Source organism: Desulfurococcus sp. (assembly GCA_026626905.1).
Lineage (GTDB): Archaea > Thermoproteota > Thermoprotei_A > Sulfolobales > Desulfurococcaceae > Desulfurococcus.
The window spans coordinates 144,997-158,824 of record JAPNUX010000001.1 but is presented as its reverse complement, the minus strand read 5'-3'; the positions used below and the strand labels follow the sequence as shown (position 1 = coordinate 158,824).

The window sequence follows — 13,828 nt, the reverse complement described above, 5'->3', positions numbered from 1 at the left end:
ACTTGATTATAGTAGGTTTCGAGGCCGCACACTGCAGTTTGAAGGGGACGGTATCCATGGGTGAAGATGAATTAAGTTCTCTTGTCTCAGCAATCTCCTTCAATAAGGAGAAACCGGTACTACACGTGATACCAGGAGTGCTTCTAGCGTTATTCACGTTGACATCACTCTACTATACTCAAGTGTATTTAAGAGATCTAAGCATCCCTCCCTTGTTCAGCCCGGTGGCAGCCTTACTTCTCGCATTCACGGCTTCTTCAACAGTATCCGTATTCTATATGCTTCGATTAGTTAAGAAGCATCTCTACGAGAGCAGTATTACAGCATACTACTTCACGCGGGGAAAAGACTTTAAAGGTGCTCTCAGCTATGTGCGCAATGCTATAGAATCCTCTACTCTCCCCTCACCAGTTACAGGCATGCTGCTAGTATTCATGCTGCCTGTTCTAGGGTATCTAGTTCTCCTCGTAATGGTTAAGAGAGCGCTGGTGAAACACGTAATCGAGGAGGAGAGAACTCTTCTAGGCTATAGCCGGGTAAGAGATTATAGTAGTGCATCGATAGCCATGGATCTAGCATTATCCATAATATCCATGGGTTTATACACCTCGCTCCTAGCCTTCAAGATCATAGGTTTATTCAACAACCATGTAAGCGTAGTGCACGGTAACCACCCTAACCCGCCAGCCCCGCTAGCCTACAGTGAGTCCGCGGGTACTGGGATGAGAGGTGAGAGTGCTTTAAGAGTAATCTCAGCTATACTACTGGTAGCCGGGCTCTCAATACTCTACTCTTACATGGGTTTTCCTATCAGTATTCTCTCAGGACCATCTCTCGGGCTCCTATGGTTCTCGTTGAACACTACTATCAAGCAGTACAGGTATTCATCCATACTAGTATTTAACGTAGGGTTAGCGTACCTGCTTCTAGCTATCGGAGTAGTAAATGGTGTAGTAGGCTATAGAGTTTACTCTGAACTTCTAGGTAGAAGTATTGAGAGCCTAGGGGAATCGCTCCGTAACCTGAGCTTCCAGGATTTAACGTTAATGATATTTCTTAACAACTTCTATACTTCAATAGCCTCTATTACGCCCTTCGGGTCGGTAGTGCTCTCTACAGGAGTGTTTAACGCTGGAGTGGTAATAGGGCTTAAATTAATGCTAAGCGACTGGCCTAGTAGAATAGCTGGACTGCTACTCATGATTCACCCCTACGCTATCCTAGAGCTTTCCGGCTACGCTGTCCTCGCATCCTCTGTGACAAGGCTTAGCTCGGAGAGAAAGTATCTTACGATTATTCTTGCTGGTATGATACTCTTGGCTACTGCGGCATTAATTGAAGCCTCTCTAATTGTTCAGACACCTTGAATATCCACTAGTTCCGGTGGGGGGTTCACGGCTATAGCTAGAGCCCCATAGACTCCTACATCATCGCCGAGGCTTGTCGGCTTTATTAATGGAGGCTCTGTCACAATATTCCTTAAAGTTTCAGCTGTGATAGGCTCTAGTAGTATATCAGTATTATTGAGGAAGACGCCTCCTCCAATCACTACAAGCTCTGGATCATAGCTGTTTATAGCTGAGGCAAGACCTGCTCCTGTAGCTTTAATGAAGAGCTCCACGGTTTTCAATGAGAGGGGATCACCACTCCTGTAGTACGCGAATATATCTATACTGGTCACCTCCTCTCCTCTAGTGATCCTCTCGGCTAGCTTGCTCCCCTTATACAGCTCGGGGTTTTTCCCGAGAAGCCATCTTGCAACCCTAGGCAGGTTTCCTCCTCCAGCATAAGCCTCCCAGTGACCGTAGCCCCCGCAGCCACACCTAAGATCCGAGTTGTAGTCGACTACTATATGGCCTATCTCGTGGGCATTCCCCTTCTTACCTAGAAGCAGGTGGTTATCTACGATTACTCCTCCACCGACACCAGTACTCAGAGTCACGTATAGCAGGTTTCTCACGCTACCCCCGGATCCAAAGTGCTTTTCACCCCATGCTGCTGCAACAGCATCGTTAACAACATATACTCTTACTCCGAGCATCTCTCTCAGAGGCTCCAGTAGCTTTATCTCTCTGAGTAAGGGTAGGTTGGGTGGTTTAACCACTACACCTCTCTTTAAATCCAGTGGCCCTATTGATGCTACCCCGACGGCGTTAATATCCTTTAGTTTATTCCCCCACTCGCTTCTTACTAGTGATGCAATGGTTTCAGCTATGATCTCGCTACCTCCTGTCCTCGGTGTCGGGATAACCTTCTTGTCGAGTATCCTGCTTCTACTGCAGATAGCTACTCTAATCTTTGTTGCACCTAGATCCACAGCTATATACCTGGGTTCACCCGCCGCCACTACTACCCTCCTCCCTCACCTTCCTGAAGAGTATTGGTGCATCTGCGACAGTATACCTCTCCACGCCTCCAAGATCCAGTTTTAACGGGTTTCTCACCTCGAAGCCGAAGGATGAAGCTAGCTTTAGTGAAGCGTTAGGTGTGAACGGGTAGAGGAGGGTTGCAACAGTTCTAATCAGCTCTAATAGCACGTAGAGTTCCCTGCTAGGATTAGACTTCTCCCACGGCTTCACTTCGTTAATGTACTGATTAGCGTATCTAGCTATATTCATAGCGTGCTCAAGCGCCTTAGAGACCTCGAAGCTCTTCATTGCATCAATGTAAGCGTTTACATTCTCCTCTACAATGTCTACTACCGGCTTATCAATACTTCTCCTGTATACTCTTCCATTCATTTTCTTCATTGCGAGTATTCCAACTCTTCTAGCTAGATTCCCGTAGGTATCGGCTAGCTCGCTGTTGTAAATGCTGTCGAAGAGCTCGAAGGATACCTCGCTATCCTTATCCATGTTGAATATTCTTGAAAGCAGGTATCTAACTCCATCGCTACTATGGTATCTTGCTACGAGCTCCTCGATCGATATAACGTTTCCAGTACTCTTCCCTATCTTTAAACCCTTGTTTACCAGGTACCCGTGAACAATTACTTTTCTTGGAGGTGGTAGGTCGAGGGCTTTTAGGATCGAGAACCATACAGCTGTATGGAACCATAGTATATCTTTTCCAATCACATGGTGGGCGCTGGGCCAGTAGACTTTAAGGTTTTCTTTGTCATCAAGGTAACCTACCCCGCTGAGGTAGTTCATGAGTGCATCAAACCAGACGTATATCACGTAGTTTCTATCGAAGGGGACTGGAATACCCCATCTAACTCTCTCAACAGGTCTAGCCACTGAGATATCCTTTAAACCCTCATTCCTGATCTTTGATGCAACCTCTCCAGCGTACTGAGGGGGGTACACGATATCCTTGTTCTCTAGTACATCCAGCAGGTATTCCTTGAACTCTGATAGCTTGAAGTAGTATGTATCCTCCTCGAGATATTCTAACGGCTTATTGTGTATTGGACAGTAGGGTTTACCCTCCACGAGAGCATATTCTCCAGGCGAGTAGTACTTCTCGCAGTCCACGCAGTAGTATCCCCCGTACCTAGCCTTGTATATCAGCCCCTTACTGTATATGTAGTTAAAGGCTTCCTGCACAGCTTTCTCGTGGCGTGGATCCGTTGTCCTGATGAAGTAGTCGTTAGAGATATCCAGCATCCTCCAGTATCTCTTATAGACTTCTGCCATTTCGTCAACGAACTCCTGGGGGTTCTTGCCAGCTTTCTCGGCAACCCTCTGAATCTTCAATCCATGCTCATCGTTACCGGTTAGAAAGAATACTCTATTGCCGATTAACCTGTTAAATCTAGCCATGACGTCAGCAAATACTGTTGTGTAGGCATGACCTATATGGGGAGAGGCGTTAGGGTAATATATCGGCGTAGTTATGTAGAATACCTCCATGTCAACCGCCACTAGCAGTCCTGTTTTAGGCTACTATAGGCTACTAGATGAGAACTCAGCTTTTAATCATTTCTTCTAGTTTCCCCATGTACTTTTTAACACGCTTCTTCACATACCTCATGAAGTACTTTAAGAGTGCTTTAAGCGGCATGTGGTATGGTTCATTAAAGTAGAATCTATTCACTATTTCCTCAGCCCAGTAGATTGTGTGGTTGAACATTGCTAGCAGTGCATCTATATGCTCTCGTTTAAGATGCTCGCGCATAAACCACTTGTTCTGTTTTAAAGCACCCATAGGCACAAAGAACATTGGAACAATAATGCTACGGTAGGGTTTAAGTCTCTCAATCAACTCTACTGTCTCCATGACATCGCTGGGTGTTTCACCTGGAATCCCAAGGATGACTGTTGCCGCCGGTATAATCATGTTTTCATGCATTATTGCAAAGGCATCCTCCACTACCTTGGGCCAGCTTTCAACTGGGTAGGGTGAAGCCTTAGCCCTCATAATCTCTCTTGCCAGCCTCACGCTTCCAGTCTCTATTCCAACCTCGACTCCCAGGAACCTTCTATGTTCATTTAGCACTAGCTCGCTCATAAGCTTTGATATCAGCTTGTAGTTATCCTCAGCGTACTTCACTGCAGCTAGACTTGCATGAGACCATGCTAGGCTTCTCTTACCGCCTATTCTATCGAGTACTTCCTTGTGAAGCTTTAATATGGGCTCTGGTCTTGGTTTAACACCGTCTGCATGATATAATAGTACGTCCTCACTGTGAAGTATGATACCCTTCAATCCGGCTTTCAAGTTTACGTCTACTTCAGCTAGGATCTTGTCGAGAGGAATGAATCTAAGAGGCCTCAGCGTGACACTACAGAACTTACATCCCCTCGGACACCCTCTCATGATTTCAACCAGCCCGTTAACACTGGCACCCTTTATAACCGGGATCTCGTTGACGCCGGGGGCGTTGTCAACCCCCACGTAAACGTAGCGTGGTAGCGGCTCGTTTCTCAAGGCTTTCTCCACGAGTTCAACAACTATTTTCTCGCCTTCGCCGTCGACTACAGTATCCACCCCCCATTTCTCCATTAGCTCCGGCTCGTAAAGCCACTGCCATGCTGCTGGACCTCCAGCTATAATCTTAACACCTTTTGCTTTCGCTTTTCTCACAGCCGGGCTCTCCATGAACCTTATAAAGCTTCTCCTATTCACGGGTTCTAAGCCTGTTATACTCCACCATTCACTACTTGGAGGCCCATAGGCGAAGTAGTCGTGATGGCTTAACATTAATATACGCATGGAGTCAATGTGCTTAGCTATATGATCCGGGTCCACTATAGCGGCATTGAAGCCTGCATCAACTAATACAGCTTCAATCTTCCTCATCCCGTATGGTGCTTCCCTCGGCCTTCCCTCCTTGTCGACTTTAACCTTCGGTGCTGCTAGAGCCAGCCATAGTGATTCAGGCATCCCTATCGGCGGGCCTGTTGCCACGAAGCCCAGGAACTCCTTGCCGTGATGATTACTCATCATTGTTCTATCGGTTGTTATGACTATCTCGTAGCCCAATTAAGCCACCTCGACTACAGCTTTCCCTTCGAGTTCCCTAGCTAGTTTTCCGGCGTCGCTACCTGTAGCTAAGATTATGATAGAGTTCCCAGAGAAGCTGCTGAAAGCTGCTTCAAGAGCCTCCCTCCTACTTGAGTAGCTGTACATTGAAACAGTGTACACATGGTTGATAAGCACGAGCTCCCTCATTAACTCATAGATATCTACCTCTAGCTCTTTGTGCAAGATTAACACTACCTTTCGGGTCTTACTTCTAGCAATGTAGCCGTATATCTCTCTTGCAGCACTAGATGCATCACTGCTTAGAGAATACAAGAGGATTACTGTTGAGTCCTCATGCTTCTGTGTCACGCTTATCCTCCTCTACGTCTCCTAATGGATTCAGCTATCTCGTGGAAATCCCTGAGACCGCTCTCCCTGTACGCGTCTTCCAAGGCGTTTCCAAGCTTCTCTAAGTGCTCCTCGATAAGCTTTCTTAGAGCATCCACTCTAACCCTGTAGCTCACTCTTCTCTTAACCCTGCTAGCTTCAACCAGCCCTCTAGCTTCGAGAACACTCATTATCTCTGAAATCATGCTCTTAGTATGGCCTGTTGCCTCACATAGTTCACTCAAGCTTAACTCTCTACTACTAAGTATCAGGACTGCTGGAATCCTCGCCATAGAGGGCTTTAAACCAGTAAGGCTGAGCAGCAAGTTCAAGCCCCTCAATTAAAACCACCGGATCGTTCGGAACGATCAAAATGATCGAAAGGGAATAAAACCTTGCAGCTTTAGAGTTACAGTGCTAGCCTTTAATCCACGCGAGTATAGCGCCGGCTATGAAGCCGACAGTTATAGGTCCTAGTGTTAGAAGACCTAGTGCAACTGCTACACGCCAAATAATATCTGCGATTTCACTAGAGTACCCAGCTATTTTTGTCAGGAAGTCGTAGATGTCCCCGCCGATACTCCAGATTGAGAGAGCTATGCCTAAGACTACTATTAGTATCAGCGCTATAATGTACTTGATGACCTTTAACGAGAAGTAGCCTAATGCAAGCCCCAGGAGAAACTGTACTAGGATCACCATGTATGATTTGGGGTTACTTAGAATCTTGTTCATAACATCCTGTGCTGTAGTAGTCTCATTACTCTGGGCATTAACGCTTACCGCGGAGATCACTGATAATACTAGTAGAAGAGTTAGCAGGCTGAGCCAGAGTTTTCCACTCAACTACTTCACCCCTTAGATCAAATTAAACCAATTCTATATAAAGGTTTGTGTTGACTGCCTGCCTGCTTCTGGAGGCAGTATCGGCATCCACTCGTTGAAGCCTGAGACTATTGAGAGATAAGTGTTTATAAGCCTCCATACAGTTCTAAGGAAGAATCCTTTTCCGTAGCTAGTTACCTCATCCTCGAAGATATCCATGTTGACAACTATAGCTTGAGGGTTCAGTACATTTGGTTGAACCATGATCTTGCAGTCGATGCAGACGGCTAGAGCCCTAGATAGAATGCTGTGCATAATCTTCAATCTGTCAGCAGGCTTCAGCTTCTCGAGCTCCTTGAGGTGCTCAGGGGATACTAGTATTGCAAGAGTGAGCACATACCTATCCTCTCTGTCAGCAGGATTCACAATAGTGAAGCTTACTCCAGGAGAACCCGGGGTTGAAACATTAATACCCCATTTAATTCGTGCTTCAGGGGGTGCTTCAAGCCTCCTTAGCGTGAAGGTTTCCTCGATTAGCCACCTACTAATCATGTCGCTAGCCTTAGACACCATGCTTGCCACCAGGGTTTGTGATAACTCTTCATCCTTATTAGCCTGTAGATTTATCTAGCTGTTAATGCTACCAAATTACTGAGAGTGGTGGAATAGTACTTGCTAGCGTGGCTTTTAGAATGGTTTAGTAAGGCTGGAGGATACATTGGAGTCTTTATGCTCTCCCTGATTTCAAATGCTATACCATACTCTACTATACCATATCTCTTCTGGCTGATACCAGTCTTCACGAGAATCCAGGATACCAGGATACTAGCTCTCACTATTGTATCAGCAGCTCTTGGAGCAAGCTTAGGGAAGATAATAGTGTACTTGATTGGTAGAAGTTTAAGCTCCATTGGATCGAGGAGCAGGTTCAAAGAGAATATCACCTACTTAGCGAGCACGCAGAGCAAAGCTCTCTTCGTAACAGTCCTCCTGGTGGCAGCTACGCCGCTACCGGACGACGTGGTTTACATACCGCTCGGCTACGCTGGATATAATATCCTAATATTCTTTACCGCACTTCTACTGGGAAAGCTCACTATAACATTCCTGGCAGCAGTTTTCGGGAGAAGCCTCTCATTTCTCTTCGAGGAGAATGCCGGGCTACCTTCATGGCTAGCTACAATCATTTACATAGTGATCACGCTTGTAATAATGTACGTAACTGGATCAATAGACTGGGTGAAAGTAAGCAGTACAGCCAGGGAGAAGGGGTTAAGGGAGGCGTTAAAACTCGTAATCAAGGAAACCTATACTTCACTACTAAGAATACCGAGCGTGATACAACACTTCCTTAAAAGAATCAGGGTCGTATAGGATTAGATAGCCCACTCCTAACTAGGTAATTTATCTGCACTATAGCCTTCGAGATACCAGGCCCTAGGTGAATAGAGGCACTTGCAAGCCAGGTGGCCTTACACTTAATATTTAATGGGATTAACTCGTTAATACTACATGGGATGAGGAGGAACCCGGGAGATCGAGAGCAGCACTCGATGAATGAGAAGTATTAAAGCGGGCTCCGACCACTAGAAGCTTGAAATCACTCAGGCTATCTGGTCTCCTAGCCGGTTATTCGAAGTATGTTAACACTTTTAGTTAAATTTTCTCCTTTAAAGTATACAAGCCTTATACAACAATATTTTAGTAGTATTCGAGGTGATACATGGTGTCTAAGGAGGGCTCTAAAGCAACCGGAGGAATATGGGGTAAGCTAATAGTATACGTTATAATCACAGTAATAGTAATGGGGTTCTCCAATGGTTCTTCACGCAGGGTGTTGACGCACTAGTGAACGCTACACGCCTGCAGGGCTTAGCAGTAATAAAAGATTATAGTGTATACGTCTACATAGTAGTGCTATTAGTATTAGGCTGGCTTATAGTTAACGCTATAGCCCAAGCCTTCTACGTGATGTTAAAGCGTAAGTATGACGAATCCACCGCCGCGGCTGTTAGAAGCTTAATCAGGATACTCGGGCTTGGAGGCCTGCTAGCTGGTATCGCTGGAGGAGTTGCAGGTGGTGCTGCAGGTGTAGCTCTCGGAGGTTTCATAGGCTTAGTCGTAGGCTTTGCTACCCAGCAGGTTCTAGGGCAAGCTATAGCAGGCGTGTTCATACTGCTAGCTAAACCCTTCAGGATTGGCGATGTAGTAGACGTAGCTGGTGAAAGCGAAGTAAAAGTTAAAGATGTCTCAGCAATGTTCACAATTGTAGAGAGAAAGGATGGTTTAGAAGTGCTAATACCAAGCTCTATGATCATTGGTCAGAAGATAGTTATAAGGAAAAGAGCCTAGCTTGTTTTAACTCTAAGAGATTTCCTTATCTTCTTTCCTCATTCACTCCGGTATCTTAATGCAACCGGCATAGCTAGCAGGAATAGTGCTCCTATCAGGGACATAGTGTTTGATGGCCCTAGTGACGCGAACACATATCCTGATGTTATAGAGCCTACAAGACCTACAATCTCGCTGACTATATTGAAGAGACCAAGACCATACCCACCTCTACTCTTAGCGAATATCAGGAATAAGTTGCTACCTATCACGTCGCTGGTTAAGTATATGAGCCCTAGAAATAATCCTATTACTATAACACTACTTGTTCTAATTAACGCTAGAACTGTTGCTACCCTGAGTATAATGCTGAATGTAAGAAAGCTTTTCTTGAACACTACATCCTTTCTGATGAGAGTGTAGAAAGTGAATGCCACTAGCCTGCCGGCACTATAGATTAACAACACGTTCTCTATGCTTAGATTCAAAACGTTCATTAGGAGGAATGGTAGAGGAACCCACAGGTACTCGCTGCCCAGCCTGAAGCCTGTTAAAGCCGTGAAAACCAGCCCGGATGAAACAGTTGCAGCCATGTATATCCTCGTGGATATAGGTACTGCTCCCCCCAGCTCCATGTATGAGAGGGCTAGAATGCCGTCGACAGACACCATTGCCTTCGACATGATTGATTCAAGCCTATAGTGTATTCTCTCAATCTTCAGTGAGGGTTCACGGATAACTAAGCCGCTTAGCATGTAGACTAGTGTAGCTGGTAGGGCCACGTAGTATATGTATGATGAGATAACTACTCTAAGGCTGGCATAAGCTATAGCGAAGAGTAGTAGCGCCTCGAAGAGTAGTCTAAACCTAGAGGTCTCAACAAACGCAGCATTCCACTCCCAGCTACTCCTAGACTCGAATATGTAAGTGTTGATGGCGAGTCCTGCTGAAGCTATTAGCACAGCATAGATTACTGAAGCTACGTAAATTAATGTCTTCGAGCTTAACGCCATGGAGAGGTATATTAAGACGTGAAGAAGAATCATTGAGAGACCACCTATACGCCACAATAAGTTGATTCTGCCGGCGTCAGCTAGCTTATCAGCTAGTTGGAGCACGAAGATGTAGGCAAGGATGTTTAAAGCGTTTAGTACACCCAGCTCTACGACACCGAATCCCAGGTACACGATAGCTATTAGACTTAAAAGTGTGCCTATAATTGAGAACAATCCCCTATTTAGAGCAGCCAGCGGTAAATCCATTCTTCATCCTCCTCAGAGTTGTAAGCTATACCAGATAGGTAATGCTTAAGAGCCTTAGGTAATAAGATATCGGCCCGTAGAATCTAGGATGCAAGAACCTGCAACCTATCTTCCGTTTACCTCGTAGTAGCTTAAACGTAATCCGTGTAGTAGCCCCAGTTGAAGACGGGCTCGCCCCCCATGATCTCCGCTACATACCTGCTGCATTCCCCAGCTTTTCTAACAGTGGTGCTACAGTCATCATCACATAGTAGTGTTATAATGGGTTTGTCAACAGTGTCGATGGAGAGTGTTACAACCCTGCTACTGTAATCGTAGTCTAAAGCCTCCGGCAGGCATAGCTCGCTGTTGGCATAGTCTCCTCTATCTTCCCCTATTATGTATTTCCTAGTAATCTTCGCTAAACCACGTATCATGGATTCCTCGTCGATGTAGAGGGGATCATGGAGTTCTATGTGGAACTGTAGTACCTTAGATGCATGCCTATATATTCTTCTCTCAAGCCTCTGGACTCCTTCAGCTATAGTGTCTAGCAGCCCTAGTTCTCTGAGCTTGTTTACTAGCACCTCATAAGTTCTCACCATTCTAGACTGCCAGGGATTCTCAATAGAGCCTGGTATAGTACTCCTCACTTTACGTATAGCGTCGTAGGAAGTATAGCCTTTAAAGACTAGGTATGATGCTGTGGCAACACCACTTCTACCGAGTCCACCTATACAGTGCACGAGAACTGATCCACCCTTCTCAATGTGTCTCTCAATGAAGATGCTTACCTTCAGCAAGTCGAGTAGTTCAACTGGATGGAAGTCCCTGGTTGGAGCGTGAAGTACCTCTAATCCGTGCTCAGCTAGAGTGTCAAGGTAGTGTAAGGGTAACTCGCTGGCTTCAGCGAGAACAACGATTCCTGTGAACCTCCGTGCCAGCTTTGGTATATCACTTAATCGAGGCATTGGTGATTGAGCCAGCTTACCTTCTAGAATCCACTTCACTATTCCACCACCCTTTGAATTGATCCCATCTAGCAACATGTATAGTAGAGTTGTTAATGTATACTCCGGGCGGGCGGTCCTCGACAACACCGATCACGCTGTAGGATATCTCGTAGTAGTCTAGCTCCCTAGTCACGTAGTCGACACGAGATCCGTCGACGAAGAGTACTACACCGTACTCTTCACCGCCAGCTAGCACGTGTCTCCACATGCATGTAGTGTCACCACTACAGTAGTCTTCCAGCTCAACCGGGTGGTGGGGTAGCTGCTTGAGGGTTATCCCATAGCCGTTTAACTCGGAGATATGGCTTAATGTATAGCCGAGGCCATCGCTTACATCCATTGAGGAGTGAATATACCTGTAGGTTGCCATGATCACGTTTGCTAACTCGACTCTCACCGTACTCCTCCTTGTATCTCTTACAACCCACTCACGCCTGCCTGCTTCTTCTAACCCGTGGAGTGCTACAAAGCCCATTGCACCATAGGAGCCTGTAGCTACTACTACATCCCCCGGTTTAATGCCACGTCTACGTGGAGGTTTCTTGCATGTCGTGAAGCCTATGACTGAAACTGCTATCCATGGATCCCTGCTCTCATTGGTGTCACCACCTGTAACCCTGACCTTATAGTAGTCTCCAGCCTCTCTTACACCACTTGCAAGCTCCTCTACATCTTCAGCAGTCATCTCGCCGCTCAGACCCAGCCCTATCATAGCTACAGAGGGAATGCCGCCTTTAGCTACTACGTCGCTTACTGCTCCAGTTAAAGCCATCCAGCCTACATCCCTCATCGTTCTCCACGGTAGCTTAAGGCTCCGAATGCTGAAGGCATCCAAGGCATATATAATCCTAGGGCCCTTGGGAAGCATATCTCTTGCATCATCAGGATGGCCTAGGTTCTCGGTAATAGATGGGGCTTGCAATAATCTCCCAGCTAGTATGCTTATAACGTTTTCCTCACCGAGATCTCTGAGAACCCTCCCCATTAAACCACCATTACAGCATTTGTTTTTATCCTGATGTAATATTTAGTTAACTTTCGCTAAGGTGGACTACTTGAGCAGGGGTAACGGCGAGGCCGTTGATACAGCTACGCAAGCCGTCTTATACGGGTTCTCAACAATACTTCAAGTTGCTCTTCAAGTAGCCACAATGATGATTATCTCGAGGAGCTTGGGGCCCTCAAACTACGGTATCTACACTCTAGCACTCCTACCCTCCTCTATTCTCTCAGCGATCTCTGACCCAGGTATTACTTCATCGATGTTCAGGTACGTATCGACTGCTAGAGCTCGAGGAGACGAGTGCACAGCAGCCTACTCCTATAGGTTCTCGCTGCTAATACTTTCAGCAATCAACACTATACTACTAGCCCTGATAGCACTATATCCTAGGGAACTCGGGGTGCTACTAGCTCAGCGGGAAGGATTAGATGCTTTAATCATTGCTACAGCACCATACCCGCTTGCCTCAACTCTGTACTCTGCTGCACTAGCCTACTATGCTGGCGTCGAGAAGGCTTTTCTAAGAAGTTTCCTCCAGCTACTCGCCCCGCTCTTAAGGCTCATACTAGTGTCAACTGCTCTACTAATGGGTTTATCTGTTCAAGGAGTGATCCTAGCTCACGTAGCCACATACGTAGTAATGGCTCTCATATGCATCCTCCTATCGATTAGGGAAGTCGAGATCGCAGGCTCGTGCTCGCCTGCATTCAAGCCCAGGGATTTCCTGGCCCTCTCACTCTCAATATACTTGATTGGGCTTTCAGGCCTCCTAGTTTACAGAGTGATAGGCTTCCTAGTAGCATATACTACACGAGACCTCGGCCTGGAGGGGGACTTGCAGGTGGGTAACTATAATGCAGCTAGCGCACTACTCGGCGCTGTGACATCAGTTCTCGGCTCACTAGCCATTCCTCTCACCCCCCTCCTAGCTAAGAGAGCAGGGGATCAGTTCAGGGATACAGCAGTAGTTCTACTCGATGTGCTTTTCGCTTTAGCAGTGCCTTTAACCGCTTACGCCTTCTTCTTCGCTGACAGCCTGCTATACTCTGTTTACGGGAGAAGCTATACTCTAGCACCCTTATTCTTCAGATACATGTCTATAAGCATGATTGCATGGCCTATTCAAGCAGTATACGGGGCCATCTACTGGATTCTCGAGGATAAGAAGCCTCTCGCACTCTACGGGCTTGCAATCCTGTCCTCCGGGCTTCTACTCGCTTTTCCACTCTCACTTGTAATGAGGTTACAGGGTATAGCGGTAGCACAGGGATTATACCCTCTAGTATCATCTCTCGTACTAGCTTACTACGGTAGCTACAAGTACAAGGTGAATCCTTCACTCAGAAGAGTCTCCATGATACTAGCGGTATCCATAGCTCTCTTAATGCCCATCAGGTACCTTACATTAAGCCTCCAGTACTATATCGCCCAGGCTCTAGTAGGCTTCACTCTATACGCTATTGCATTCACCGTGGTTGGTGGCTTAATAGGCATCATAAGTAGTATTGAGGTAGCAATGCTTGAAGCGTTATCCAGGAGGATCCCAGTGGTGGGATCCATCCTGGGAATTCTAGTATGGCTGTACAGGAAGGCAGCTGATCTCACTAGACGCGACTAGC

15 protein-coding genes are annotated in these 13,828 nt (G+C 46.3%); 5 read left to right on the top strand and 10 right to left on the bottom strand.

Annotated elements, in window-relative coordinates; translation table 11 throughout:
* Window positions 1–2: 2 nt before the first annotated feature.
* Window positions 3–1,367 carry a hypothetical protein gene (locus OWQ48_00820; protein ID MCY0867764.1) on the top strand — a complete coding sequence of 455 codons (1,365 nt, stop codon included), beginning with the start codon at window positions 3–5 and terminating at the stop codon, window positions 1,365–1,367.
* Here the strand turns inward: OWQ48_00820 and OWQ48_00815 are convergent.
* From OWQ48_00815 to OWQ48_00785, 7 genes are all read right to left on the bottom strand, one after another.
* Window positions 1,355–2,347, bottom strand: a complete 993-nt coding sequence (locus OWQ48_00815) for an ROK family protein (GenBank protein ID MCY0867763.1) — start codon at window positions 2,345–2,347, stop codon at window positions 1,355–1,357. The genes OWQ48_00820 and OWQ48_00815 overlap by 13 nt on opposite strands.
* The gene (gene metG / locus OWQ48_00810) at window positions 2,334–3,854 is read right to left on the bottom strand and encodes a methionine--tRNA ligase (protein MCY0867762.1); all 1,521 of its coding nucleotides are present in this window, start codon (window positions 3,852–3,854) and stop codon (window positions 2,334–2,336) included. Before metG ends, OWQ48_00815 begins: the two co-directional genes overlap by 14 nt.
* Window positions 3,855–3,909: 55 nt before the next feature.
* Window positions 3,910–5,427, bottom strand: a complete 1,518-nt coding sequence (locus tag OWQ48_00805) for a radical SAM protein (protein MCY0867761.1) — start codon at window positions 5,425–5,427, stop codon at window positions 3,910–3,912.
* Complete coding sequence (locus OWQ48_00800; GenBank protein MCY0867760.1) at window positions 5,428–5,778, bottom strand: hypothetical protein; 351 nt, start codon at window positions 5,776–5,778, stop codon at window positions 5,428–5,430.
* A gap of 2 nt (window positions 5,779–5,780) precedes the next feature.
* On the bottom strand, window positions 5,781–6,137 hold the full coding sequence (locus tag OWQ48_00795; GenBank protein MCY0867759.1) for a helix-turn-helix domain-containing protein: 357 nt from the start codon (window positions 6,135–6,137) through the stop codon (window positions 5,781–5,783).
* Window positions 6,138–6,213: 76 nt separating this feature from the next.
* Window positions 6,214–6,642, bottom strand: a complete 429-nt coding sequence (locus tag OWQ48_00790) for a hypothetical protein (protein MCY0867758.1) — start codon at window positions 6,640–6,642, stop codon at window positions 6,214–6,216.
* A gap of 33 nt (window positions 6,643–6,675) precedes the next feature.
* Complete coding sequence (locus tag OWQ48_00785) at window positions 6,676–7,194, bottom strand: DUF2299 family protein (GenBank protein ID MCY0867757.1); 519 nt, start codon at window positions 7,192–7,194, stop codon at window positions 6,676–6,678.
* Between the two features lie 99 nt (window positions 7,195–7,293).
* On the opposite strand from OWQ48_00785, the gene OWQ48_00780 reads away from it, so the two are divergent.
* The 3 genes from OWQ48_00780 to OWQ48_00770 all read left to right on the top strand — a co-directional run bounded on the left by OWQ48_00780 (window position 7,294) and on the right by OWQ48_00770 (window position 8,973).
* A complete protein-coding gene (locus OWQ48_00780) occupies window positions 7,294–7,995 on the top strand; it encodes a VTT domain-containing protein (GenBank protein MCY0867756.1) in 702 nt (233 codons plus the stop codon).
* Window positions 7,996–8,347: 352 nt separating this feature from the next.
* Window positions 8,348–8,470 carry a hypothetical protein gene (locus OWQ48_00775; GenBank protein MCY0867755.1) on the top strand — a complete coding sequence of 41 codons (123 nt, stop codon included), beginning with the start codon at window positions 8,348–8,350 and terminating at the stop codon, window positions 8,468–8,470.
* Entirely contained in the window at window positions 8,470–8,973 is a 504-nt protein-coding gene (locus OWQ48_00770; GenBank protein ID MCY0867754.1) for a mechanosensitive ion channel, read from the top strand. The genes OWQ48_00775 and OWQ48_00770 overlap by 1 nt, the downstream gene beginning before the upstream one ends.
* Window positions 8,974–9,011: 38 nt before the next feature.
* Here the strand turns inward: OWQ48_00770 and OWQ48_00765 are convergent, their stop codons facing one another.
* From OWQ48_00765 to OWQ48_00755, 3 genes are all read right to left on the bottom strand, one after another.
* Window positions 9,012–10,214, bottom strand: a complete 1,203-nt coding sequence (locus OWQ48_00765) for a hypothetical protein (GenBank protein ID MCY0867753.1) — start codon at window positions 10,212–10,214, stop codon at window positions 9,012–9,014.
* A 131-nt stretch (window positions 10,215–10,345) separates the two neighbouring features.
* Window positions 10,346–11,203, bottom strand: coding sequence for a dual specificity protein phosphatase family protein (locus tag OWQ48_00760; protein ID MCY0867752.1), 858 nt, complete (start codon window positions 11,201–11,203; stop codon window positions 10,346–10,348).
* Complete coding sequence (locus OWQ48_00755; protein ID MCY0867751.1) at window positions 11,181–12,191, bottom strand: thiamine-phosphate kinase; 1,011 nt, start codon at window positions 12,189–12,191, stop codon at window positions 11,181–11,183. The genes OWQ48_00760 and OWQ48_00755 overlap by 23 nt, the downstream gene beginning before the upstream one ends.
* 70 nt (window positions 12,192–12,261) lie before the next feature.
* On the opposite strand from OWQ48_00755, the gene OWQ48_00750 reads away from it, so the two are divergent.
* The gene (locus tag OWQ48_00750) at window positions 12,262–13,827 is read left to right on the top strand and encodes an oligosaccharide flippase family protein (protein ID MCY0867750.1); all 1,566 of its coding nucleotides are present in this window, start codon (window positions 12,262–12,264) and stop codon (window positions 13,825–13,827) included.
* The last annotated feature ends 1 nt before the right edge of the window (window position 13,828 follow it).